A 22,203-nucleotide genomic window follows, 5' to 3' on the forward strand; every position below is an offset into this window, starting at 1 on the left:
TGGCGGACAGGTTGGGGAGGGCCATGTTAGGAATGTCTTCTCGGGCTTGGCAACGAAGGCGATATTTTTACGTTAGCAGTGCTTTGGCCGGATTTGCCGAACGTTATCGGGGTGAAGCGCTGTTCTTGTCGCTAGCGTGCCGCGATCTCCACGCAACCTGCCGGTGTCTTTTTTCACTGCGACAGGCCGGATGTGTGACTCAAGCGGGGCGCCACGACGGCGAGCGCTTCTCCAGGAACGACTTCACCCCTTCACGCCCCTCTTCCGACGCCCGGATCTTCGCAATCCGGTCCGCGGTATCGGCCAGCAAGTCGTTGTCGATCACGCGCCCGGCGATGTCCTGCACCAGCCGCTTGCTTTCGCGCACGGCGTTCGGGCTGTTGGCCACCAGCGCGGTCGCCAGTTCAGCGACCTTGGCGTCCAGGGCCTCGGCCGGCACCACCGCATGCACAAAGCCCAGCCGCAGCGCCTCGGCGGCATCGAAACGCTCGGCGGTGATGAAGTAGCGGCGTGCGGCCTGCTCGCCCAGCGCGCGGATCACATACGGGCTGATGGTGGCGGGCAGCAGGCCCAGGCGCGCCTCGGACAGGCAGAAGTGCGCGTGCTCGGCGGCCACCGCGATATCGCAGGCGGCCACCAGGCCCATGCCGCCGGCGTAGGTGTCGCCCTGGATGCGCGCGATCACCGGGCGCGGGCACGACCAGATGGTGTGCAGCATCTGCGCCAGGGTCAGCGCATCGGCGCGATTCTGGTCGTCGGAATAGCCCGCCATCTTCTTCATCCAGTTCAGGTCGGCGCCGGCGCAGAAGGCCGGGCCGTTGCCGGCCAGCACGATGGCGCGCACCTCGTCCATGTCGCCCAGCGCGCGGAAGGCGCCGGTCAGCTCGGCGATCACGGTCTCGTTGAAGGCGTTGCGCACATCGGGCCGGTTCAGCGTGACGGTGGCGACGTGGCTGGCGATATTGACGGTCAGGGCGGTGAATTCCATGGTTCGCTCCGTTGGCGGATTAAGTTGTCTGGTGCGGTTCAGGTGCCGGCGTCGAACGGCAGCCCCAGCGAGCGGAAGAAGTTGCCGACTTCAGGCAACCACACCGGGATGCCTTCGCGTGCGCTGAAGACGCGATGCGAGTCGTTGCCGAACTCGCCCACGTCCACCAGCCGCGATCTGGCCGCGGGACCGGTGGCGCGCGCCTTGAAGGCGTTGAACATGCGGCCGGGCAAGGGCACCGGCCAGTAGCTGTCGTTGTCGCCGTACACCCACAGCGACGGGTAGCGCGCCAGGCCGCCATAGCTGGCAAAGGCATCGACCAGGCGCTCTTCCCAGTCCGGGCAGTTCAGGTTGCGCAGCCCGCCCGCGAAATTGACCACGCCCAGCACCCCCGGATAGCCGATGGTGCTGAACGCCATCGTGGTCAGGCCCCCGTGCGACTGGCCGATCACGACAATGCGGTCCATGTCCACATAGGGCTGCGTGGCCATGAAGTCGAGCGTGGCAACGACATCGTCGGCCTGCATCATGCCGTTGGTCTCGATGTCGCAGCTGCCGCCCACATAGGCGCCACCCGAGCGCGCAAAACCCTGCCGCATCGGCAGCACCACGGCGTAGCCGCGGCGCAGGAATTCCAGGCTCTGCGCCGGAAAGCGCGCGCGCCCCTGCATCGCGGGCCGGCCCGGCGCCTTGCCGTGGTTGATCACCACCAGCGGGAACGGCCCGTCGCCAGCCGGCTTGAATACCGTGGCCTCCAGGTCGATGCGCGACGGGATCGCCGCCTTAGGCAGCATCACCACCTGCTCCTGGAAGCGCATGCGCGGCGCAGGATTGCCGTTGCCGTTCGCGCTCTGCGCATGCCCGGACAGCGGCGCCAGCAAGGCAAGCGCCGTGACCAGGGCTGGGCTGCGAAGCAGGCGGGCGACGCTGCGCATGGGGTGGAAGGCGGTAATGGGGTCAGTAGCGGCGTGGCCGGGATTACATGCGGAACACGCCGAACTTCATCTCGTCGATCGGTGCGTTCAGGCTGGCGGAAAGACCCAGGCCCAGCACGGTGCGGGTCTGCGCCGGGTCGATCACGCCGTCGTCCCACAGCCGCGCGCTGGCGTAGTACGGATGGCCCTGGTGCTCGTACTGGTCGCGGATCGGCTGCTTGAACGCCTCTTCCTCCTGCGCGCTCCACTTGCCGCCCTTGCCTTCGATGCCGTCGCGGCGCACCGTGGCCAGCACGCTGGCGGCCTGCTCGCCGCCCATCACCGAGATGCGCGCGTTCGGCCACATCCACAGGAAGCGCGGCGAATAGGCGCGCCCGCACATGCCGTAGTTGCCGGCGCCGAACGAGCCGCCGATGATCACCGTGAACTTGGGCACCTGCGCGGTGGCGACCGCGGTCACCATCTTGGCGCCATTGCGGGCAATGCCTTCGTTCTCGTACTTGCGGCCCACCATGAAGCCGGTGATGTTCTGCAGGAACACCAGCGGGATCTTGCGCTGGCAGCACAGCTCGATAAAGTGCGCGCCCTTCAGGGCGGATTCGGAGAACAGGATGCCGTTGTTGGCGACGATGCCGACCGGGTAGCCCCAGATGCGCGCGAAGCCGCACACCAGCGTGGTGCCGTAGCGCGCCTTGAACTCGTCGAACTCGGAGCCGTCGACCAGGCGCGCGATCACCTCGCGCACGTCGTAGGGCTTGCGCGTGTCGGTGGGGATCACGCCGTACAGTTCTTCCACCGGGTAGAGCGGCTCGACCGGCTCGTGCAGGCGGATCTGGTCCGGCTTGCGGCGGTTCAGGTGCTGCACGATATTGCGCGCCAGGCTCAGCGCGTGATGGTCGTTCTGCGCAAAGTAGTCGGCCACGCCCGACAGGCGCGTATGCACGTCGGCGCCGCCCAGGTCCTCGGCGCTGACCTCCTCGCCGGTGGCGGCCTTCACCAGCGGCGGGCCGCCCAGGAAGATGGTGCCCTGGTTCTTGACGATGATGGACTCGTCGCTCATCGCCGGCACGTAGGCGCCGCCGGCGGTGCACGATCCCATCACCACCGCGATCTGCGGGATGCCCTGCTTGGACAGGTTGGCCTGGTTGTAGAAGATGCGGCCGAAGTGGTCGCGGTCGGGGAACACGTCGTCCTGGTTGGGCAGGTTGGCGCCGCCGGAATCCACCAGGTAGATGCACGGCAGGTTGTTCTCCTCGGCGATCTCCTGCGCGCGCACATGCTTCTTGACCGTCATCGGGTAGTAGGTGCCGCCCTTGACGGTGGCGTCATTGCAGACGATCACGCACTCCTGCCCGGCCACGCGGCCGATGCCGGTGATGATGCCCGCGCCCGGCGCGGCATCGTCGTACATGTCGTAGGCGGCCAGCTGCGACAGCTCCAGGAACGGCGTGCCGGGATCGAGCAGTTGCTGCACGCGCTCGCGCGGCAGCAGCTTGCCGCGTGACAGGTGCTTGTTGCGCGCGTCTTCGCCGCCGCCTTCGGCCAGCTTCGCGATCCTGGCCTTGAGGTCGGCCACCAGGGCCTGCATCGACTCGGCGTTGGCCTTGAAGGATTCGGAGCGGGCGTTGAGTTTGGTTTCCAGGGTGGGCATCTGTGTCTCTTCCTGCTTGATATTGGTTTTCGCCGTCCTGCCAGCGGCCGGGCTCAGCCTGCGTGCCTGGGCAGCGGGTGCCCCGGCATCAGGTCGTAGGGGTGCTTCCAGCCCGGCAGCGCACGGATGCGCTCGGCCCAGGCGTGGATATGCGGATACTCCTTGCGCCAGTGCACGCCGATCTCGTCGTCGAAGAAGACGTAGCCCGCCAGCGAGAAGTCCGCGATGGTGACGCGCTCGCCCAGCAGGAACGCTCGCCCGGCCAGGTGCGCATTGAGCACGTTCCACGCGCCTTCGCAGCGCGCGCGGAAGAACTCCAGCACGGCCGGGTCAGGCGACCTGGCAAAGGTGCGCATGAAACGGTAGGTGGCGGTGTAGGAGGTGAACTTGTGGTTGTCGAACAGCAGCCAGCGCAGCACCTCGGCGCGCTCGGCCTCGTCGCGCGGGCCGTAGGCATCGAGGCGCGTGGCCAGCGTTTCCAGGATGGCACCGGACTGCGACAGGCGCTGGCCGCCGAACTCCAGTACCGGCACCTCGCCCATCACGTTGATGGCGCGGTATTCGGGCGTGCGGGTCTCGCCGTTGAAGAAATCGACGAAGCGCGGCTGCCACAGCTGCTGGCCGCGCTGCACGCCGACGGTTTCCAGCAGCAGCGCCACCTTGTAGGCATTGCCGGACTGGGCAAAGCAATACAGCAGGTACTCAGGCTCGTTCCGCTTCTCGATGCTCATGATGTCTCCCCGATCATGTCGCCATCCACATAGAGCCAGCGCGGTGCCTCGCCAGGCGCGCGCGGCTCGCGTACAAAGCGGCTGCGTTCGTGCAGCCGCATGGCGCGCCCGCCTACCTTGTAGCGCGCCACGAATTCCACTTCGGCATGCGCATCGTCCTGCTGCGCATGCGCCTTCACCGTGAGCCCGAGCCAGCGCGTGGCGGTATCCGGCAACAGGTCGGCCGGGCAGGTCGATGCATGCCAGGTCTGCCGCAGCCATTCCATGTCGTTCAGCACATAGGCGCTGTAGCGCGAGCGCATCAGCGCCTCGGCATTGGGCGGCAGTGCCTCGCCACGATGGAAGCGGCCGCAGCAGGCGGCATAGTCCGCGCTGCCACACGGGCACGGCACCGGTCCGGCCTTGGGCAGGCGGCCTGCCGCTTTCGCCGTCATCCCACCAGCTCCGGCAGGTCGCGCATATCGGTGAAGATGGTGCCCGCGCCGGCCTCGCGCAGCAGCGCGGCATCGTTGCGCTCGGCGTAGCCGAACACCGTCATGCCGGCGGCAACGCCCGCAGTCACGCCGGTCGGGCTGTCTTCCACCACGGCGCAGCGCCCCGGCTCAACGCCCATGGTGCGCGCGGCCAGCAGGTACACATCGGGCGCGGGCTTGCTGCGCGCCACTTCGGTGGCGGAGAAGATATGCTCGCGCTCATCCTGCTGGAACAGCTCGACCAGGCCGGTCCTGGTCAGCTGCAGCTTGACCTTGACGCGGTCCGCACCCGACGCCACGCACACCGGCATGCCGGTGGCGGCGATCTTGCCAATCGCCTCGCGCACATGGGCGACCGCGGCGACTTCCGCTTCCAGCACCGCATTGCGGCGCGCCAGCCAGGTCGACAGCCAGTTCTCGGGCAGCGGCGCGCCGCGCATGCGCTCGATCATCTCCAGCTCTTCGCGCACGGCGCGGCCGAGGAACAGGCGCGTGGAGTCTTCCAGCGAGATCTCGATGCCAAGCTCGTTCAGCATCTGGTTGAGCACGCGGTTGACGATGGGCTCGCTGTCGACGAGCACGCCGTCGCAGTCGAAGATCACGCAATCGAATCGGCCGGAATGGCCACGGGTTGCTGCAGTCATGCGGGTTTCTTTTCCTTGGTGTCCAGGCTCGGCACGGCCCGGAGTTCAGTCTGGCGGCGGCTCTTCAGGTGGGCCTCGACCTGGTCGAAGCGGTCGAAGCCCCAGAACGGCTCGCCGTCGATGATGACGAAGGGCGAGCCGAACACGCCCTTGGCCATCGCCACGTCGATCTCGGCCTTGAGCTGGTCCTTGATCTGGTAGCTGGTGGCGCCGGCATCCAGCGCCTGCACGTCCACGCCCAGCGGCTCGGCCAGCTTCATGATCTCGGCCGGCTCGGCGATATTGATGTCGTCGACGAACAGCGCGCGGTACACCGACTTGGCAAAGGCCGCGGCGATGTCGTCGCCGTGGTGGTTCTGCAGCCACAGCATGGCGCGCGCGGCGTGCGTGGTGGGCAGCGGGAAATGCGTGGGGCGCTTGTATTCGATGCCGTGGAAGCGCGCGGTGCGCTCGAAATCGCGCCACGAATAATCGCCCTTGAGCGGCAGCTGCGGCAGCGGCGAGGCGCCCGTGGTCTTGAACACCACGCCCAGCAGGATGGGATGCCAGGCGACGATGCGCCCGTACTTCTGCGCCAGGTCGTCGATGCGGGTACTGGCAAAGTAGCCGTAGGGCGAAGAGAAATCAAAGTAGAAGTCGATCGCTGCGGTCATGTCGGGGCCCTTCTTGTTGTGGTTGCCGGTACTGGGATCAGGGAAGCGTGCCGCCTTCGCGGCCCACGCCCCATCGTACGCGCATCGCTAGGCCAGCGCGCGCGCGATCAGGATCTTCTGGATATCGCTGGTGCCCTCATAGATCTGGCATACGCGCACGTCGCGGTAGATGCGCTCCACCGGGAAGTCGCTGACGTAGCCGTAGCCGCCGAACACCTGGATCGCATCCGAGCACACCCGCTCTGCCATCTCGCTGGCAAAGAGCTTGGCCATGGCCGCTTCCTTCAGGCACGGGCGGCCGGCGTCGCGCAGTGCGGCGGCGTGCCACACCATCTGGCGCGCCACGTCGATGCGGGTGGCCATCTCGGCCAGGCGGAACTGCACCGCCTGATGCTGGAACAGCGGCTGGCCGAAGCTCTCGCGCTCCTTGGCATAGGCCAGCGCCGCCTCGAACGCCGCGCGCGCCATGCCGATGCTCTGCGAGGCGATGCCGATGCGCCCGCCTTCCAGTCCCGACAGCGCCATCTTGTAGCCGCCGCCCTCGTCGCCGAGCAGGTTGGCCGCCGGCACGCGGCAGTCCTCGAACAGGATCTGCGCGGTGTCCGACGAGTGCTGGCCGAGCTTGTCCTCCAGCCGCGCCACCACGTAGCCCGGGGTCGAAGTCGGCACGATGAAGGCGCTGATGCCGCGCTTGCCTGCGGCCTTGTCGGTCACGGCCAGCACGATCGCCACGTGGGCGTTCTGGCCGCTGGTGATGAACTGCTTGACGCCGTTGAGCACGTAGTGGTCGCCATCGCGTACCGCAGTGGTGCGCAGCGCCGACGCATCCGAGCCGACGTGCGGCTCGGTCAGGCAGAACGCGCCCAGCATCTCGCCGCGCGCCAGCGGCACCAGCCACTGCTGCTTCTGCGCCTCGCTGGCGAACGACATCAGCATGCTGCACACCGGGCAGTTGTTGACGCTGATGACGGTGGAGGTGCCGCCATCGCCGGCCGCGATCTCTTCCAGGATCAGCGCCAGCGACAGGTAGTCCAGTCCGGCGCCGCCATATTCCTCCGGAACCGCCACGCCGTAGGCACCCAGCGCCGCGAGTTCGCGGTGCACGTCCTTGGGGAAGGTCTTGTCGCGGTCCCACTGCGCGGCCTGCGGCGCGATCACTTCCTGCGCGAACTGGCGCACGGCGTCTCGGATCATTTCCTGTTCGGGGGTCAGCAGCATGTCGGTTCGATGCTCAGTGTGCGGGCGCGCTTACCAGGGGATGGGCGTGCCGTCGTAGTTGTGGAAGGTGCCGTTGTCGCGCCGCTTGACGCCGGCCAGCACCTGGCGCATGCCCTTGACGCTCTGCTGCACGGTCAGGTCGGCTTCCTGGCCGCCCATGTCGGTCTTGACCCAGCCCGGGTGCAGCGCGACGCAGGTGGCGTGGCGCGCATCGAGCGACACCGCGCGCAGCGCCGCATTGGCGCCGGCCTTGCTGACGCGGTACAGCCAGCTGGTGCTGTGCTCCATCGCGGTGATGCTGCCCATGCGCGAAGACAGCACCGCCAGCACGCCGCCGTGGCCGGACTGGCCCGCTTCGACATAGGGCAGCAGCAGCGGCAGCGCCATCATCGGGCCCAACACGTTGACATGCATCACCCGGTCGAATTCCTGCGGCGTGACCGGTTGCGCGCCTTCGGTGCGGGGTCCCAGCACGCCGGCGTTGTAGATCGCCACGTCGAGGGCTTCGCCGTCGAGCTTCCAGCCCAGGCCCGCGACCGCGCCGGCATCGGACAGGTCGACCTGATGGGCTTCGGCGCCCAGCGCCTGCAATGCGCCGACGCCTTCGGGCGTACGCGCCGCCGCAATGACGCGCCAGCCGTCGGCACGGTACTGGCGTACGAATTCAAGGCCGATGCCGCGCGAGGCACCGAGGATCAGGACGGTTGGCAAGGCTGTGCTCCTTTGTCGGGCTGGCCGGAGCGCGAAATGACTCGCCCGGCCACGGGTTCAGCAAACTGCCTCTGTCTTGCTCCCTCTCCCGCTTGCGGGAGAGGGGAGAAAACAAGCGGGAAGGAGCGCGTTACAGGATCTCGATCCCCACCGCAGTCGCCTCACCCCCACCGATACACAAGCTCGCCACCCCACGCTTGCCGCCGGTCTTGCGCAATGCGCCGATCAGCGTGGTCATGATGCGCGCGCCCGAAGCGCCGATCGGGTGCCCCAGTGCGCAGGCGCCACCATGGATATTGACCTTGTCGCGCGGGATCTTGAGGTCGTGCATGGCCGCCATCGGCACCACGGCGAAGGCCTCGTTGATCTCGAACAGGTCGACGCTGTCGGTGGTCCAGTCCAGCTTGCGGTACAGCTTGGAAATCGCTTCCACCGGCGCGGTGGTGAACCAGCCCGGCGCCTGCGCGTGGGTGGTGTGGCCGAGCATGCGCGCGATCGGCTGCAGGCCGAGCTGCTTCGCGGTGGAGGCGCGCATCATCACCAGCGCCGAGGCGCCGTCGTTGATGGACGACGACGAGGCCGCCGTGATGGTGCCGTCCTTGGCAAAGGCGGGCTTGAGCGAGGGGATCTTGTCGAGCTTGATGCGGCGCGGGCCTTCGTCGGTGTCGATCACGGTGTCGCCCCCCCTGCCGGACACGGTCACCGGCGCGATCTCCCAGCGGAAGTCGCCGTTCTCGGTGGCCTGCTGGGCGCGGCGCACGCTTTCCATCGCGAATTCGTCCTGCTGCTCGCGCGTAAAGCCATACTTGGCGGCGCAGTCCTCGCCGAAGGTGCCCATGGCGCGGCCCTTGTCATACGCGTCTTCCAGGCCGTCCAGCATCATGTGGTCGTAGATCATGCCGTGGCCGATGCGGTAGCCGCCGCGGCCCTTCGGCACCAGGTACGGCGCATTGGTCATGCTCTCCATGCCGCCGGCAATGGCAACATCGAACGAGCCCGCGATCAGCCCGTCGTAGACGGTCATGGCCGCGCGCATGCCCGAGCCGCACATCTTGTTGACGGTGGTGCAGCCCACGCCCAGCGGCAGGCCCGCGCCCAGCGCGGCCTGGCGCGCCGGGGCCTGGCCCTGGCCGGCCGGCAGCACGCAGCCGAACACCACTTCTTCCACCTGCTCGGGCTTCAGGCCTGCGCGCTCGACGGCGGCGCGGATGGCCACGGCGCCCAGCTGCGGCGCGGTGACGCTGGCGAATTCGCCCTGGAACGCAGCCATCGGCGTGCGGGCGGCTGAAACGATGACGATCTCTTCCATGTCGGGTCTCCTGGATCGGTGTATGAAGAAGCGGTGTCGGGTGCGTCCGGTCAGCGGATCGACGCCTGCGGCGGGTCGCCGTACTGGCGGTAGGCCGCGGCCAGCTGCTCATGCAGTTCGTCGTTGTTGCTGGCGGCCATGCCCAGGTCGCGCAGCAGGCCGTCGGACACGCCGTAGACCCAGCCATGCACGGTCACGGCCTGGCCGCGGGTCCAGGCGTCCTGGATCACGGTGGTCTGGCAGACGTTGTTGACCTGCTCGATCACATTGAGCTCGCACAGCCGGGTATGGGCGTCGTCCTCGCGCAGCAGCGTGCCGAGATAGGCCTCGTGCTTGTCAGCCACGTCGCGCACATGGCGCAGCCAGTTGTCGGCCAGGCCGATGCGCTCGCGCTTGAGCGCGACCTTGACACCGCCGCAGCCGTAGTGGCCCACCACGGTGATATGGCGCACCTTGAGCACCTCTACCGCGAACTGGATCACCGACAGCGCGTTCAGGTCGCTGTGCGCGATCACGTTGGCGATATTGCGGTGGACGAACACCTCGCCCGGGGCCAGGCCCAGGATCTGGTTGGCCGGCACGCGCGAATCGGAGCAGCCGATCCACAGGTACTCGGGCGCCTGCTGGTTGGCCAGGCGCATGAAAAAGGTGGGGTCTTCGGCGTTGACCCGGTCAACCCACTCGCGGTTGTTGCGGAACAGCTGGGCGATGGCGTCAGTCATGCGACCCTCCTTGCGGGACCAGGATCGGCAACGGCGCCCTGCGCGCCGCCGGCTTCGCCGTAGCGGTAAATGAATCGCTCTGAACTGTGATAGGCAAAGAAGTCATGAACATGTCCGGCCAGCAGCCGGTCCTTATGGCTCTGCCACATGGCAGGTTCGAAAAAATCCGCATGATGGCGCAGGAACGCCGCGCGCACGCGCGTGTCGCCCAGCAGGAAGGTGCGGAAGGTCTCGGGAAAGATATCGTGCGGACGCACCGTGTACCAGACCTCGCCCGACATCTCCTCTTCCTCGTTGCGCGGCTGCGGCACGTGGCGGATGTTGCAGTCGGTCAGGTACTCGATCTCGTCGTAGTCGTAGAACACCACGCGCCCGTGGCGCGTGACGCCGAAGTTCTTGTACAGCATGTCTCCCGGGAAGATGTTCGCTGCGATCAGCTCCTTGACGGCGTTGCCGTATTCGATCACGCCGTGCTCGACCTGCGCGTCAGTGCCCTCCGTCAGGTAGATGTTCAGCGGCGTCATGCGGCGTTCGATATAGACGTGGCGCACCACGATCTCTTCGCCGCCGTCCTTGCCGCGCTGGTATTCGATCATCGACGGCGCGTGCTGCTCGAACTCGCGCACCAGCGCCTCGTCGAAGCGCGAGAGCGGGAAGGCCACGTCGGAGTACTCCAGCGTATCGGCCATGCGGCCGACGCGGTCGTGCTGCTTGACCAACTGGTACTTGGACTTGACCAGCTCGCGCGTGGTTTCCTTGGGCGCCGGGAAAAAGTCCTTGATGACCTTGAACACGTAGGGGTACGACGGCAGCGTGAACACCAGCATCACCAGCCCGCGGATGCCGGGTGCAACGATGAACTTGTCCGACGAATGCTGCAGGTGGTGCAGGAAGTCGCGGTAGAACAGGTTCTTGCCCTGCTTCTGCAGGCCCAGCGAGGTATAGATCTCGGCGCGCGGCTTGCGCGGCATGATGTCGCGCAGGAAGGTCACGTAGGCCGACGGGATCTCCATGTCGACCATGAAATAGGAGTGCGTGAACGAGAACAGGATCAGCAGCTGTTCCTTCTTGAGCAGCACCGTGTCCAGCGCCAGCTTGCCGCCGGGGCCATGCACGATCGGGATCGCCAGCGGGAAAGTGCGGTCGCCGTTCAGGATACGGCCGATGATGAAGGCCGACTTGTTGCGGAAGAACAGCGACGACAGCGTATGTACCTGGAAATTCGGCGCGATGCGCAGGTCGCCGAAATGCTCGCTGACCGCTCGCACCACGTAGCCGATGTCGCGCTGCAGGTCCTCGAACGGGGACTCCAGCTGGAAGTTGTGCACGATACGCTCGAAGCACGCGGCCATACCCTCGCGGCTGCCCGGGTAGTAGGCGCGGAAGGTCGGGCGCGTGGGCGATTCCTCGTTCTCGATGTACTCGGTCGAGATCGCCGGGCGCACGAAGATGAAATCGTTGTTGAAGTACGAGCGGTGCAGGATGCGCGTGCAGACCGAATTGAAGAAGGTCTCGGCCAGCTCGGGCTGGTGGTGGTTGGTCAGGAGGCCGATGTAGTGCAGCTTGATCTGCTGCCAGATCTCGTCCTCGATGTTCTCGGCGTCGTACTCGTCTTCCAGGATCACGCTCGATTCGCGCACGCGCTCGTTGTAGAACGCAATGCGGTCGCGCTGGATCTGCTGCAGCCCGTGCCAGTCGCCGGCCTCGAACTTCAGCTTGGCCTGGTGGCTGACCTCGCGGAACAGGCGGTAATGCTTGTCGAACCCGTCGAGCATCGTTCTCGCCACATCGAAGGCAATCTGCGAAGAGAGCAGTTTGGGGAAGTGGGACATGGGTCGACGGGGGCCGGGGAGAAAGTGCGGCGAGAGGTCTTGCGACGGGTACTGAGATTGTAATGGGGTTCGGGCGGGGGCTCCGGGTGATTTCGGCGCCCCCCTTGCGCTTTACATGGTCTCGGCGAACAGCTCGCGGCCGATCAGCATGCGGCGGATTTCCGAGGTGCCGGCGCCGATCTCGTACAGCTTGGCGTCGCGCCACAGGCGGCCGGCCGGGTATTCGTTGATATAGCCGTTGCCGCCCAGGATCTGCACGGTCTCGCCCGCCATCCAGGTGGCCTTCTCGGCGGTGTACAGGATCACCGCGGCGCAGTCCTTGCGCACCTGGCGCACATGGCCGCTGCCCAGCGCGTCCAGGTTCTTGCCGACCGTGTACAGGTAGCTGCGCGCCGCCTGCAGCGTGGTGTACATATCGGCCACCTTGCCCTGGATCAGCTGGAATTCGCCGATGCTCTGGCCAAACTGCTTGCGGTCGTGGATATACGGGGTGACCACGTCCATGCACGCCTGCATGATCCCGACCGGTCCGCCGGACAGCACCGCGCGCTCATAGTCCAGCCCGCTCATCAGCACCTTGGCGCCGCCGTTCTCGGCGCCCAGGATGTTCTCGACCGGCACTTCCACGTCCTGGAACACCAGTTCGCCGGTGTGGGAGCCGCGCATGCCCAGCTTGTCCAGCTTCTGCGCCACCGAGAAGCCCTTCATGCCCTTCTCGACGATAAAGGCGGTCATGCCGCGCGCGCCCAGCTCGGGCTCGGTCTTGGCGTAGACCACCAGCACATCGCAGTCGGGGCCGTTGGTGATCCACATCTTGGTGCCGTTGAGCACGTAGCGGTCGCCCTTGAGCTCGGCGCGCAGCTTCATGCTGACCACGTCGGAGCCGGCATTGGGCTCACTCATGGCGAGCGCGCCGATCCATTCGCCCGAGACCAGCTTGGGCAGGTACCTGGCCTTCTGCGCGGCGGTGCCGTTGCGGTGGATCTGGTTCACGCACAGGTTGGAGTGCGCGCCGTAGGACAGGCCCACCGACGCCGAGGCGCGGCTGATCTCTTCCATCGCGATCATGTGCGCCAGGTAGCCCATATTGGCGCCGCCGTATTCCTCGGCCACGGTGATGCCCAGCACGCCCAGGTCGCCCATCTTCTTCCAGGCGTCCATCGGGAACTGGTCGGTGCGGTCGATCTCGGCGGCGCGCGGGGCCAGCTCGGCCTGGGCCCAGTCGCGCACGGAGTTGCGCAGCATCTCGATGTCTTCGCCCAGATCGAATTTCAGGCCTGGCAGTTCGGTCATGATGGTCTCCTGTTTGGAATCGGTATGTGTGTCGGGTTCCGGATGGATGGCCGGAGCCGTCAGTTCAGACGTGGCCCAGAGTCTTGACCACGCACAGCGTCATCAGCATGGTGGCCACCTGCTTGCGGCGGCCGTCCTGCTCGACATAGACATCGCCCTGCGCCACGATCAGCGTGCGCCCGGGCTTGAGGACCCGCCCCACCGCCACCAGGCGTTCGCCCTGGGCGGGGGACAGCAGGTTGATCTTGTACTCGGCGGTCAGGCCCGCCTCATCTTCGCCCACCATCGTGAGCGCGGCATAGCCGCAGGCGCTGTCCGCCAGCGCACCCACCACGCCGCCGTGGAAGAAGCCGTGCTGCTGGGTCACGCCGTCGGACCACGGCATCGCCAGCTCGACCTCGCCGCGCTCCACCCGCCGCAGGGTCGCGCCAAAGGTGGTCATCAGCCCCTGGCGGGAAAAGCTGGTGGCGATGGCGTCGGCGCGCGCGGCGGACAGCGATCCTGGTTCAGCGGGTACGGCACTGGCGTTGGATGACGTCATGGCGGAGTTCCGGTGTGAAAACGTTGGGTCGCCGGCAGCAACAGGCTGCGCGCGCTGTCCGGGTATTCTATTGACGTTTACGTAAACGTCAATCCCATCCGGCACGGATGCCGGTGGAAGTGGCGCTTCAGGCGGCCGAGGTCCGGGCCGGCGCATCGCCGCCTTCCGTGGCCGGCTGCTGCTTGCCGGTCTGGGCGGCCAGCAAGGCCCTGCACTGGCGCTCATGCTGGTCGATCTCGGCCAGTTGTGCCTGCAGGTCTTCCATCTGCCGCTCCAGTGTGCGCCGGTGCGCCGCGAGCGAGTGCAGGAAGCGCTCCAGCTGCGGGGCTGTGTCGCGTGGTGACTCGTAGAGGTCAAGGATCTCGCGGATCTCATTGAGAGTAAGCCCCAACCTCTTGCCGCGCAGCGTCAGCTTCAGCCGGGTCCGTTCACGGCCGTTGTAGACACGCTTGCGCCCGCCCGGCCCTTCGCGCTCCGGCGACAGCAGGCCCTGGTCCTCGTAGAAACGGATGGCCCGGGGCGTGATGTCGAATTCACGCGCAAGGTCGGTGATGGTGTAGGTGGCGGAAGCCGCCGCTGGCGTCGCTGACATAGCCTGCCCAAAGAAAGTGAACGGTCGTTCGTTGTGAAGTCAAGTTTTCGCTTAAGATGGAAACGAACCCGTATGATTGACGTTTACGTTAGCGTCAACCAGATCGGCTGGCAACCGGTGCTTGCACGCCCCTGCTCGATGCTTGGCGTGCCGGCAGAACGAGAAAGCCCGCGCCCCGCGCCAGGCTTCGACCACGAGACTCCTCATGAACGCACTCGAACACCAGCTCCAATACCCGTTCGGCGATACCATGCCCGAGCCCGGCTCCAAGCAGGAAGTCGCCCCCGGCGTCTACTGGCTGCGCATGCCGCTGCCGTTCGCGCTCGACCATATCAACCTGTGGCTGCTGCGCGACCGCCTGGACGGCCGCGACGGCTGGACCATCATCGACTGCGGCATCACCAACGACATCATCAAGGGCCACTGGGAAACCATCTTCGCCAATGAGCTGGAAGGCCTGCCAGTGGTGCGCGTGCTGGTGACGCACAGCCACCCCGACCATGTCGGCCTGGCGCACTGGCTGTGCAAGCGCTTCGGCGTGCGGCTGTGGATGAGCCTGGGCGACTACATGAGCGCGCGCGTGATGGGCAGCGGCACCGGTGCCGGCTCCAGCGCGGGCGGCGACGCCGCCGCCGCGCACTTCGCGCTGCACGGCCTGACCGATGCCGACAGCCAGGAAAAGCTGCGCGCGCGCAAGACCTACTACCCGTCGCTGGTGCCGGACCTGCCGGCGCAGTACCGCCGCATGATGGAGGGCGACACGGTGCGGATCGGCACCGATGCGGCGACCTCGGCCTGGCGCGTGATCACCGGCTTCGGCCATTCGCCCGAGCACGTGGCGCTGTACAACGCCGCCACCAATGTGCTGATCTCCGGCGACATGGTGCTGCCGCGCATCTCGACCAATGTCAGCGTGTTCGACATGGAGCCCGAAGGCAATTCGCTGCAGCTCTACCTGGATTCGCTCGGCAAGTACGAACCGCTGCCGCAGGACGTGCTGATCCTGCCCTCGCATGGCCGCCCCTTCCGCAACCTGCATACCCGCATCATGCAGCTGCGCGAGCACCATGCCGACCGCCTCGCCGAAACGCTCGAAGCCTGCGGCGAGAAGGCCTGCAGCGCGCACGACATCGTCAGCGTGATCTTCAAGCGCCAGTTCGACATCCACCAGATGACCTTCGCCATGGGCGAGTCGCTGGCCCACCTGCACTGCCTGTGGCACCGCGGCGAGCTGGCGCGGGAAACCGGCGATGACGGCGTGATCCGCTTCCGCGCGGCCTGACTGGCTTAGTTGGCGGCCGCCAGCGCCGCCAGGTAGCGCACCCCGTCGACGGCGCGGCTGCCATACCAGGACAGCATCTCGCCGTCGACCAGCAGCACCGGCTTGCCAAGCTGGCGCTCGAGCGCGTCGGCGTGGTCTTCGGTGAAGCGGTAGGGCTCGGTCGACAGCAGCACCAGGTCGAGCTCGCGCACCAGCGCGTCGCTCCAGCGGAAGGTGGGATAGCGCTCGCCGGGCGCGTTGGGGCGGCTGCAGTCGCCGCCCACGCAGGCCTGCAATGCGGCACTGCCCTCGGGCCAGGTGTGCCAGTTGGCCAATGCCAGCATGCGGCTGATATAGGTATCGCGCGACACCGTCATCCACGGGTCCTGCCAGATCGCATACAGCACGCGGCGCGCCGGCCACGGGCGCACGCGGATCGCGTCCAGCTGCACCTGCAGCGCCGTGCACAGCGCCTCGGCCTCGGCGTGGCAGCCAAAGATCCCGCCCAGCAGCTGGTACAGCCCCAGGTTGTCTTCCGGCGCGCACGGATGGGTGACGATCACATTGGGCACGAATGCGCGGATCTCGTCCACGGTCTCGCGCCGGTTCTCATCGATATTGACCACCACGTGCGTGGGCGCCAGCTCGCGCAGCCGCGCCACGTTCACGTCCTTGGTGCCGCCCACCTTGGGCACCGCGCGCACGGCCGGCTCCGGGTGGATGCAGAAGCCGGTGCGCGCCACCATCTGCCGGGCCATCCCGAGCGCGAACAGCAACTCCGTCACCGACGGCACCAGCGACGCGATCCGCACCACCCCGCTGGCGGCGGCATGCTGCTGGCCGATGGCGTCGCGCCACATGGTCAGGGCTCCTGCGGCGGGTCGGCGCGCCGCGGCTTGCGCGGCGCGCCCGCGGCCAGCGCATCGTAGAGCCAGCGCGGCATCACGTGCAGCAGCGCCGCCACCACGCCCATCGGCCACGGAATCACGCGGAACCGCCGTCCTGCCGCGATTACCCGCACGGCCTTGCGCGCGAACACGTCGGCATCGGTCAGGAACGGCATGCGGTACGGGTTGTGCGCGGTCATCGGCGTGCGGATATAGCCGGGCGCGATCGTGACCACGCGGATGCCGTGCGCGCGCTGCTCCAGCCGCAGGCTTTCCAGCAGCTTGATCACCGCCGACTTGGACGCGCTGTAGGCGCCCGCGCCCGGCAGCCCGCGCACGCCGGCGACGCTGGCAATGCCCACCAGCGTGCCGCGGCGCCCGAAGTGGCCGGGCTCGCGCGCCTGCATCGCATGCATGAACGGCTGGAAGGTGGTCAGCACGCCAAACCAGTTGGTATCCATCACCTGGCGGAAGGCGTCGAGGTCCTCGCGCTCGCTGGCGACGGTGCCGACCGAGACCCCGGCATTGGCGATCACCACGTCCGGGCAGCCGAAATGGCCGACGAAGTCTTCAGCGGCACGCGCCATGGCGTCGGCATCGCGCACATCGGCGCCGTAGACGCGCACCGCGCCCGGGTTGGGCAGCGTGGCGACAAACTCGCGCAGCGCGTCCTCGCGGCGCGCCACCAGCCCGAGGATGGCGCCTTGCGACGCGTATTCGCGCGCGAGAGCCTGGCCCAGGCCGCTGGAGGCGCCGGTGAGGAAGACTTTGAGGGGACGCATGAAGGCAGGGTTGCAGTCTGAAATAAAAAACGGCTGGTACAGGATACCAGCCGTTTGGCTTGCTACAGGTGTTGGATAACCCTCGGCTTGCGAAGGTCGCCAGCAGATTACATCTTCTTCGCCTTAACCTGATCCACCAGGTAATCCATGGTCTGGATCGCGCCCTGCTTGTTGCCGGCAATCGACGGCGAGGTCACGTACTTGCCCTGCACCACCACGGTCGGCACGCCGTCGATCTTGTAGGCGTCGGCGATCTTGTTGGCGCGCTGCGAGTTGGTGGTCACCGTGAACGAGTTGTAGGCATCCAGGAAGGCCTTGCGGTCCACGCCGTTCCTGGCCATGACTTCGGCGATCTCGTTGGGGTCCGTCATGCGCTTGCGGTCCACGTGGATGGCGTTGAAGACCTTGTTGTGCATGGCGTCGAGCTTGCCGATGGCTTCCAGCGCATAGAAGATCTTGGTGTGCGGCAGCAGGTCGTCACGGAACGCGACCGGCACGCGCTTGAAGACCACGTTGCCGCCCTGCTTCTTGACCCAGGCTTCCAGGTCCGGCTCGAAATCGTAGCAGTGCGGGCAGCCGTACCAGAAGAACTCGGTCACCTCGATCTTGCCCGCGGCGACCGGCTGGGCCGCCTTCAGGACCTGGTATTCCTTGCCCTCGGCGGGCGCCGCCCGGGACGGGGCGGACATCAGCAGGCCGCCCACGGCGGCGAACATGGCGAACAGTGCGGCGAGTTTTTTCATCTTGGTGCGGCCTTGCGGTTGGACGATGAGCGTATGACAGCGGCGGCGGCGTCCGGTTCAGCGAAACGCCGGCTGCTTCTGGTGACAACGTGTTGCGGCGGTTACCGGCGATTACTGCCAGTGCCGCCGGACACGACCGGAATAACGCCTGACCCTGCGGTCCGGCTTACTGCTTGGTGAAGCGGATCACCGAGGCCTCGAAGCCGGACGACTGCAGCCGGTCGCGTGCCTTGTTCATGTCTTCGATGCGGTTGAACGGCCCCAGGCGCACCCGGTACATCTTGACGCCGTTGACATCGCGTTCGGTGATCCGGGCTTCGAAGCCCTGCATCGCCAGGTTGGCCTTCTGGCGGTCGGCGTCGTCCGACGAGCGGAACGCGCCCACCTGCAGCAGGTAGCCCACCTTGTTGGCATCGGCCTGGGCGATCTCGGCGATCGGGTCGGCCACCGGCTTCTCGGCCGGCTTGCTGGCGACAGGCTTGTCAGCCGGCTTCTCCACGGGCTTTTCCACCGGCTTCTCGGCCGGACGGGCGACGGCCACCGGGGGTTGCTGGCCGTTCTGGCCGTTCTGGCCATGCTGGCCGTTCTGCTTCGGTTCCGGCTCGGGCGCCTGGCCCACCGGCTTGGCCGGGGTCTTGCTCCACAGCGGCTTGTTGGGGTCGCTCGGGCCCTCGTCGGCGCGCTGGGCCGGCGGCGGCAGCTGGCTGGTGACATTGCCCGGCTCGCTCGGGCGCGGGGCACTCTTCTGCTGGAACGGGGTCGGCGACTTGGTGATGTACAGGGCGACCACCACGGCGATGGCCAGCCCGACGATCAGCCCGAGCACCAGGCCCAGGAACGTACCGCCGCGTTGCTGGTTGCGGCGGACATGGCGCGACTCGCGCTTGCGTTGCTGTTGCATGAAGTCCTCTTCGGTGATGCCGGGATTATAGGGCCAGCGCCGCCAACGGCAGCACTGGCATCGTCCCCGGGGCCGGATGGCCCCGTACCCCCGCGCGGGGGCGCCGGACGCCTGCTTACATGCGGCGCGGGGCGGACACGCCGATCACCGCCAGGCCATTGCGCAGCACCTGGCGCGTGGCGGCCAGCAGCGCCAGCCGGGCGCGCTTGACGGCCTCGTCGTCAACCAGCACACGGTCGGCGTTGTAGAAGGCGTGGAAGTCGCCGGCCAGGTCGCGCAGGTAGAAGGCGACCGCATGCGGCGCCAGCTCGGCGGCGGCGCCCGACAGCATGTCCGGGAACTCGGCCAGACGGCGGCCCAGCGCCTGCGCCTGGGCGCTGGCTTCGGGTCCGGTCACGGCGGACAGGTCGGCGCCGGCCAGCTCGGCCAGGCGGGCTTCCCAGTCCGCGCCGCCCCACGACTCGAAGATCGAGCAGATGCGGGCGTGGGCGTACTGCACGTAGTACACCGGGTTCTCGTCGTTCTGCTTGAGCGCCAGGTCGACATCGAACACGAACTCGGTATCGGCCTTGCGCGACAGCAGGAAGAAGCGCACCGCGTCGCGGCCGCGGGTGAAGTGCTGCGGCCAGTCGGCCACGCCGGTATCCAGGCAGCCGCGGATGGTCTCGTCGCCGCCGTTGGACCATTCGATCAGGTCGCGCACGGTGACATAGGAGCCGGCGCGCTTGGAGATCTTGACCTCCTCGCCGTTCTTCATCACGGTGACCATCTTGTGCAGCACGTAGTCGGGGTAGCCCTGCGGGATGCCCATGTCCAGGCCCTGCAGGCCGGCGCGCACGCGTGCGATGGTGCCGTGGTGGTCGCTGCCCTGCACGTTGATGACCTTGGTGAAGCCGCGCTCCCACTTGGTGGTGTGGTAAGCGACGTCCGGCACGAAGTACGTATAGGTGCCGTCGCTCTTCTTCATCACGCGGTCCTTGTCGTCGCCGTCGTCGGTGGTGCGCAGCCACAGCGCGCCCTCGCTCTCGTAGGTCTTGCCCTTGGCCGTAAGCGACTGCACCGCGGCTTCGACGCGGCCGTCGCTGTACAGCGACGACTCCAGGTAATAGCGGTCGAACTTGACGCCGAAGGCCTGCAGGTCGATGTCCTGCTCGTTGCGCAGGTAGGTGACGGCAAACTTGCGGATCGAGTCGATGTCCTCGACGTTGCCCGACGCGGTCACGGGCTCGCCGTCAGAAGCGCTGACGGTCTTGCCGGCCAGGAAGTCGGCGGCGATGTCGGCGATGTAGTCGCCGTTGTAGGCGGCCTCGGGCCAGCTGGCGTCGCCGGGCTTGAGGCCGCGCGCGCGCGCCTGCACCGACAGCGCCAGGGTCTGGATCTGCACGCCGGCGTCGTTGTAGTAGAACTCGCGGTGCACGTGCCAGCCCTGCCACGACAGCAGGTTGGCCAGCGCGTCGCCCAGTGCCGCCTGGCGGCCATGGCCGACGTGCAGCGGGCCGGTCGGGTTGGCCGAGACGAACTCCACCAGCACCTGGCCGTGCACGCCGCGCTCGCGCGCGCCGTAGTGGTCGCCCTCGGCCAGCACCGCGCGCAGCACGTCGGCCTTGGCGGCCGGGGTCAGGCGCAGGTTGATGAAGCCGGGGCCGGCAATCTCCATGGCCTGGACCAGGCCCTGCGCGCGCGCGTCGGCCTGCACGGCATCGACGATGCGCTGGGCCAGCTCGCGCGGGTTGCTCTTGAGCGCGCGCGCGACCTGCATGGCGACGTTGCAGGCAAGGTCGCCGTGGGCGGCCACCTTGGGCCGCTCGAAGGTGACGGCGGGCAGGGTGGCATCGGCCGGGGCGAGCGCGCGCACCGCATCAGTGAACGCGGCGGCAAGATTGGAGGTCTGAACAGGCAGCATGGATGTCGGAAGCCCTGTGGGCAAGGTATTCAGGCACCGCCTTGGGCGGCGCCGTCGCCCGGAAGGCGGCAAGTGACGGCAAAGGAACAGTGAACGCCGCGCCGCGCCGCGTGACAGGCATTGGAATCGGGAACGCCGAATTTTATCAGGTGCTATGCTGACATCATGCGCGAGGATGGCCCCGGGCCACAATCCGGGCCCAAAATCAGCGAGACTTCCCGCCCCCGGGAACGCCCCCCGCCTCTCCGTGAAAGGAAAACACATCATGCTGATCACCTTCAAATCCCACGCCGCGCAGGACCTGATCATGATGAAGGATCTGGCGATGACGCTGCTGGGCATCATCGGCAAGCGCCTCGGGGAACGAGGGGTGATCACCGTAGAAGAGCTTCCAACCGCGATCCACAAGCTGGAAGCCGCGGTCGCCGATGCCAAGACCCATCCCGCCAGCTCGGCCGTCGAAGCGGACACCGGCAACGACGAAGACGAGGAAGAACCGCTGCACCTGGGCCAGCGCGCCTACCCGTTCCTGGACATGCTGCGTGCCTCCCAGCGTGAGGGCGCCAATGTGATGTGGGGGGTGTGACGGAACCAGGCACAGTTGCGTGCGGCACGGATCGCCGCGCGCCCAAAAAAACGCCCGGCACCGCAGTGGGCTGCCGGGCTTCCGGACGAGGGTTCCGGAAAGGGGGGAATCCCTTGCAGGACCCGCCAGGTGTGGCAGGCGGATCCTGGTATCGGTCTGGTGGCTAGGGGCGGGCCTACTCCTCCTCTGAATGGCGCCGGCCATTGGCCAGCAGCAGCCCGATCAGCGCCCCCACGGCCGCCGCGATCGCCACAGCCTTCAACGGCGACTCGGCCACGCGGTGCTGGGCGTGCTCTACCGCACCATCCATGCGCTCGCGGGCGCGCATCATGCCGTCGGTGGTCTGGGCGCGCAGCCGATGGGCCATGTCGGTGGCCCGCTCGCGCAGGCGCTGCCCGGCGCGCACGCTCTCGGCAGAGCCCTCGCGCGCCAGTACTTCGATGGTGTGCTCCAGCTGGGCGATCAGCGCCTTGACCTCGCCGGATACCGGCGCTGCCGCATCGCGCGTGTCGCGCGCAGCATGCCTGATGTGGCGGATGGCACTGTCGGCACTGTCGGACAGGTGGTTCAGTTCCTTCCTGACTTTCGGGTTCTGCGTCAGCATACGGTCTCCTCAGTTTCGGTCGGCGGTGGCGGGAAACGGCTCGCGGCCGGTGTCATCGCCCCCTGCGGACCAGGCCCATCACCGCGGCGACCAGCGCCACGACCAGGAAGATGAAGAACAGGATCTTGGCGATTTCCACGGCGCCGGCGGCAATTCCGCCGAAACCGAAGATCGCGGCGATCAGGGCGATGACGAAAAATACGAGTGCATATTGCAGCATGGCTAGGCTCCCGAAGCAATCGG

24 protein-coding genes are annotated in these 22,203 nt (G+C 67.2%); 2 read left to right on the top strand and 22 right to left on the bottom strand.

Annotated features, from left to right (window positions below):
- Positions 1–199 precede the first annotated feature (199 nt).
- The 15 genes from AC3WVS_RS24915 to AC3WVS_RS24985 form a co-directional block, all read right to left on the bottom strand.
- Positions 200–988 carry an enoyl-CoA hydratase/isomerase family protein gene (locus AC3WVS_RS24915; RefSeq protein ID WP_492320746.1) on the bottom strand — a complete coding sequence of 263 codons (789 nt, stop codon included), beginning with the start codon at positions 986–988 and terminating at the stop codon, positions 200–202.
- A gap of 38 nt (positions 989–1,026) precedes the next feature.
- Positions 1,027–1,923 carry a dienelactone hydrolase family protein gene (locus AC3WVS_RS24920; protein WP_492320747.1) on the bottom strand — a complete coding sequence of 299 codons (897 nt, stop codon included), beginning with the start codon at positions 1,921–1,923 and terminating at the stop codon, positions 1,027–1,029.
- Between the two features lie 43 nt (positions 1,924–1,966).
- Positions 1,967–3,574, bottom strand: a complete 1,608-nt coding sequence (locus AC3WVS_RS24925; RefSeq protein ID WP_492320748.1) for a carboxyl transferase domain-containing protein — start codon at positions 3,572–3,574, stop codon at positions 1,967–1,969.
- A gap of 53 nt (positions 3,575–3,627) precedes the next feature.
- Positions 3,628–4,305, bottom strand: coding sequence for a glutathione S-transferase family protein (locus AC3WVS_RS24930; protein ID WP_492320749.1), 678 nt, complete (start codon positions 4,303–4,305; stop codon positions 3,628–3,630).
- Positions 4,302–4,739 carry a YchJ family protein gene (locus tag AC3WVS_RS24935; RefSeq protein WP_010813263.1) on the bottom strand — a complete coding sequence of 146 codons (438 nt, stop codon included), beginning with the start codon at positions 4,737–4,739 and terminating at the stop codon, positions 4,302–4,304. Before AC3WVS_RS24935 ends, AC3WVS_RS24930 begins: the two co-directional genes overlap by 4 nt.
- The gene (locus AC3WVS_RS24940) at positions 4,736–5,422 is read right to left on the bottom strand and encodes an HAD family hydrolase (protein WP_492320750.1); all 687 of its coding nucleotides are present in this window, start codon (positions 5,420–5,422) and stop codon (positions 4,736–4,738) included. The genes AC3WVS_RS24935 and AC3WVS_RS24940 overlap by 4 nt, the downstream gene beginning before the upstream one ends.
- Positions 5,419–6,075, bottom strand: coding sequence for a 2-hydroxychromene-2-carboxylate isomerase (locus AC3WVS_RS24945; RefSeq protein WP_010813261.1), 657 nt, complete (start codon positions 6,073–6,075; stop codon positions 5,419–5,421). Before AC3WVS_RS24945 ends, AC3WVS_RS24940 begins: the two co-directional genes overlap by 4 nt.
- An 87-nt stretch (positions 6,076–6,162) precedes the next feature.
- Positions 6,163–7,293, bottom strand: coding sequence for an acyl-CoA dehydrogenase family protein (locus AC3WVS_RS24950; RefSeq protein WP_492320751.1), 1,131 nt, complete (start codon positions 7,291–7,293; stop codon positions 6,163–6,165).
- A 30-nt stretch (positions 7,294–7,323) separates the two neighbouring features.
- Positions 7,324–8,004 (bottom strand): SDR family oxidoreductase, encoded by a 681-nt coding sequence (locus AC3WVS_RS24955; protein WP_492320752.1) that lies wholly within the window; start codon positions 8,002–8,004, stop codon positions 7,324–7,326.
- A 130-nt stretch (positions 8,005–8,134) separates the two neighbouring features.
- On the bottom strand, positions 8,135–9,313 hold the full coding sequence (locus tag AC3WVS_RS24960) for an acetyl-CoA C-acetyltransferase (RefSeq protein WP_492320753.1): 1,179 nt from the start codon (positions 9,311–9,313) through the stop codon (positions 8,135–8,137).
- A gap of 50 nt (positions 9,314–9,363) precedes the next feature.
- Complete coding sequence (gene can / locus AC3WVS_RS24965; RefSeq protein ID WP_492320754.1) at positions 9,364–10,035, bottom strand: carbonate dehydratase; 672 nt, start codon at positions 10,033–10,035, stop codon at positions 9,364–9,366.
- Positions 10,032–11,867 carry a bifunctional isocitrate dehydrogenase kinase/phosphatase gene (gene aceK, locus AC3WVS_RS24970; protein WP_492320755.1) on the bottom strand — a complete coding sequence of 612 codons (1,836 nt, stop codon included), beginning with the start codon at positions 11,865–11,867 and terminating at the stop codon, positions 10,032–10,034. The genes can and aceK overlap by 4 nt, the downstream gene beginning before the upstream one ends.
- Positions 11,868–11,978: 111 nt before the next feature.
- On the bottom strand, positions 11,979–13,160 hold the full coding sequence (locus AC3WVS_RS24975) for an isovaleryl-CoA dehydrogenase (protein ID WP_492320756.1): 1,182 nt from the start codon (positions 13,158–13,160) through the stop codon (positions 11,979–11,981).
- A 64-nt stretch (positions 13,161–13,224) separates the two neighbouring features.
- Positions 13,225–13,701: a PaaI family thioesterase gene (locus AC3WVS_RS24980; RefSeq protein WP_492320757.1), complete on the bottom strand. Its 477-nt coding sequence runs from the start codon at positions 13,699–13,701 to the stop codon at positions 13,225–13,227.
- A gap of 127 nt (positions 13,702–13,828) precedes the next feature.
- Complete coding sequence (locus tag AC3WVS_RS24985; RefSeq protein WP_492320758.1) at positions 13,829–14,293, bottom strand: MerR family transcriptional regulator; 465 nt, start codon at positions 14,291–14,293, stop codon at positions 13,829–13,831.
- Positions 14,294–14,498: 205 nt separating this feature from the next.
- Between AC3WVS_RS24985 and AC3WVS_RS24990 the strand changes: the two genes are divergently transcribed.
- Positions 14,499–15,575: an MBL fold metallo-hydrolase gene (locus AC3WVS_RS24990; RefSeq protein WP_492320759.1), complete on the top strand. Its 1,077-nt coding sequence runs from the start codon at positions 14,499–14,501 to the stop codon at positions 15,573–15,575.
- 5 nt (positions 15,576–15,580) lie between these two features.
- Here the strand turns inward: AC3WVS_RS24990 and AC3WVS_RS24995 are convergent, their stop codons facing one another.
- The 5 genes from AC3WVS_RS24995 to argS form a co-directional block, all read right to left on the bottom strand.
- Positions 15,581–16,414, bottom strand: a complete 834-nt coding sequence (locus AC3WVS_RS24995) for a helical backbone metal receptor (RefSeq protein WP_492320760.1) — start codon at positions 16,412–16,414, stop codon at positions 15,581–15,583.
- A 2-nt stretch (positions 16,415–16,416) separates the two neighbouring features.
- Complete coding sequence (locus AC3WVS_RS25000) at positions 16,417–17,223, bottom strand: SDR family oxidoreductase (protein WP_492320761.1); 807 nt, start codon at positions 17,221–17,223, stop codon at positions 16,417–16,419.
- Between the two features lie 107 nt (positions 17,224–17,330).
- Complete coding sequence (locus AC3WVS_RS25005; protein ID WP_492320762.1) at positions 17,331–17,966, bottom strand: thiol:disulfide interchange protein DsbA/DsbL; 636 nt, start codon at positions 17,964–17,966, stop codon at positions 17,331–17,333.
- Positions 17,967–18,132: 166 nt separating this feature from the next.
- Positions 18,133–18,867 carry an SPOR domain-containing protein gene (locus tag AC3WVS_RS25010; protein WP_492320763.1) on the bottom strand — a complete coding sequence of 245 codons (735 nt, stop codon included), beginning with the start codon at positions 18,865–18,867 and terminating at the stop codon, positions 18,133–18,135.
- Positions 18,868–18,982: 115 nt separating this feature from the next.
- On the bottom strand, positions 18,983–20,770 hold the full coding sequence (gene argS / locus AC3WVS_RS25015) for an arginine--tRNA ligase (RefSeq protein ID WP_492320764.1): 1,788 nt from the start codon (positions 20,768–20,770) through the stop codon (positions 18,983–18,985).
- 265 nt (positions 20,771–21,035) lie between these two features.
- On the opposite strand from argS, the gene AC3WVS_RS25020 reads away from it, so the two are divergent.
- A complete protein-coding gene (locus tag AC3WVS_RS25020) occupies positions 21,036–21,356 on the top strand; it encodes a DUF1840 domain-containing protein (protein WP_035820355.1) in 321 nt (106 codons plus the stop codon).
- 175 nt (positions 21,357–21,531) lie between these two features.
- On the opposite strand, the gene AC3WVS_RS25025 is transcribed toward AC3WVS_RS25020, so the two are convergent.
- A complete protein-coding gene (locus tag AC3WVS_RS25025; RefSeq protein ID WP_492320765.1) occupies positions 21,532–21,960 on the bottom strand; it encodes a DUF883 family protein in 429 nt (142 codons plus the stop codon).
- Positions 21,961–22,012: 52 nt separating this feature from the next.
- Positions 22,013–22,180: a DUF1328 domain-containing protein gene (locus AC3WVS_RS25030; RefSeq protein WP_010812883.1), complete on the bottom strand. Its 168-nt coding sequence runs from the start codon at positions 22,178–22,180 to the stop codon at positions 22,013–22,015.
- Positions 22,181–22,203: the final 23 nt, after the last annotated feature.

This window comes from Cupriavidus sp. CPT47-8839-RL05A (assembly GCF_058792255.1).

Excerpts from the sequence above, each read along its gene's own strand:
- AC3WVS_RS24925 (WP_492320748.1), bottom strand. The coding sequence starts at position 3,574 with ATGCCCACCCTGGAAACCAAACTCAACGCCCGCTCCGAATCCTTCAAG.
- aceK (WP_492320755.1), bottom strand. The coding sequence starts at position 11,867 with ATGTCCCACTTCCCCAAACTGCTCTCTTCGCAGATTGCCTTCGATGTG.
- can (WP_492320754.1), bottom strand. The coding sequence starts at position 10,035 with ATGACTGACGCCATCGCCCAGCTGTTCCGCAACAACCGCGAGTGGGTT.
- AC3WVS_RS24930 (WP_492320749.1), bottom strand. The coding sequence starts at position 4,305 with ATGAGCATCGAGAAGCGGAACGAGCCTGAGTACCTGCTGTATTGCTTT.
- AC3WVS_RS24950 (WP_492320751.1), bottom strand. The coding sequence starts at position 7,293 with ATGCTGCTGACCCCCGAACAGGAAATGATCCGAGACGCCGTGCGCCAG.
- AC3WVS_RS24935 (WP_010813263.1), bottom strand. The coding sequence starts at position 4,739 with ATGACGGCGAAAGCGGCAGGCCGCCTGCCCAAGGCCGGACCGGTGCCG.
- AC3WVS_RS25020 (WP_035820355.1), top strand. The coding sequence starts at position 21,036 with ATGCTGATCACCTTCAAATCCCACGCCGCGCAGGACCTGATCATGATG.
- AC3WVS_RS24990 (WP_492320759.1), top strand. The coding sequence starts at position 14,499 with ATGAACGCACTCGAACACCAGCTCCAATACCCGTTCGGCGATACCATG.
- AC3WVS_RS24940 (WP_492320750.1), bottom strand. The coding sequence starts at position 5,422 with ATGACTGCAGCAACCCGTGGCCATTCCGGCCGATTCGATTGCGTGATC.
- AC3WVS_RS24920 (WP_492320747.1), bottom strand. The coding sequence starts at position 1,923 with ATGCGCAGCGTCGCCCGCCTGCTTCGCAGCCCAGCCCTGGTCACGGCG.
- AC3WVS_RS24975 (WP_492320756.1), bottom strand. The coding sequence starts at position 13,160 with ATGACCGAACTGCCAGGCCTGAAATTCGATCTGGGCGAAGACATCGAG.
- AC3WVS_RS24980 (WP_492320757.1), bottom strand. The coding sequence starts at position 13,701 with ATGACGTCATCCAACGCCAGTGCCGTACCCGCTGAACCAGGATCGCTG.
- AC3WVS_RS25030 (WP_010812883.1), bottom strand. The coding sequence starts at position 22,180 with ATGCTGCAATATGCACTCGTATTTTTCGTCATCGCCCTGATCGCCGCG.
- AC3WVS_RS24915 (WP_492320746.1), bottom strand. The coding sequence starts at position 988 with ATGGAATTCACCGCCCTGACCGTCAATATCGCCAGCCACGTCGCCACC.
- AC3WVS_RS25005 (WP_492320762.1), bottom strand. The coding sequence starts at position 17,966 with ATGAAAAAACTCGCCGCACTGTTCGCCATGTTCGCCGCCGTGGGCGGC.
- AC3WVS_RS25010 (WP_492320763.1), bottom strand. The coding sequence starts at position 18,867 with ATGCAACAGCAACGCAAGCGCGAGTCGCGCCATGTCCGCCGCAACCAG.
- AC3WVS_RS24985 (WP_492320758.1), bottom strand. The coding sequence starts at position 14,293 with ATGTCAGCGACGCCAGCGGCGGCTTCCGCCACCTACACCATCACCGAC.
- argS (WP_492320764.1), bottom strand. The coding sequence starts at position 20,770 with ATGCTGCCTGTTCAGACCTCCAATCTTGCCGCCGCGTTCACTGATGCG.
- AC3WVS_RS24945 (WP_010813261.1), bottom strand. The coding sequence starts at position 6,075 with ATGACCGCAGCGATCGACTTCTACTTTGATTTCTCTTCGCCCTACGGC.
- AC3WVS_RS24995 (WP_492320760.1), bottom strand. The coding sequence starts at position 16,414 with ATGTGGCGCGACGCCATCGGCCAGCAGCATGCCGCCGCCAGCGGGGTG.
- AC3WVS_RS25025 (WP_492320765.1), bottom strand. The coding sequence starts at position 21,960 with ATGCTGACGCAGAACCCGAAAGTCAGGAAGGAACTGAACCACCTGTCC.
- AC3WVS_RS25000 (WP_492320761.1), bottom strand. The coding sequence starts at position 17,223 with ATGCGTCCCCTCAAAGTCTTCCTCACCGGCGCCTCCAGCGGCCTGGGC.
- AC3WVS_RS24960 (WP_492320753.1), bottom strand. The coding sequence starts at position 9,313 with ATGGAAGAGATCGTCATCGTTTCAGCCGCCCGCACGCCGATGGCTGCG.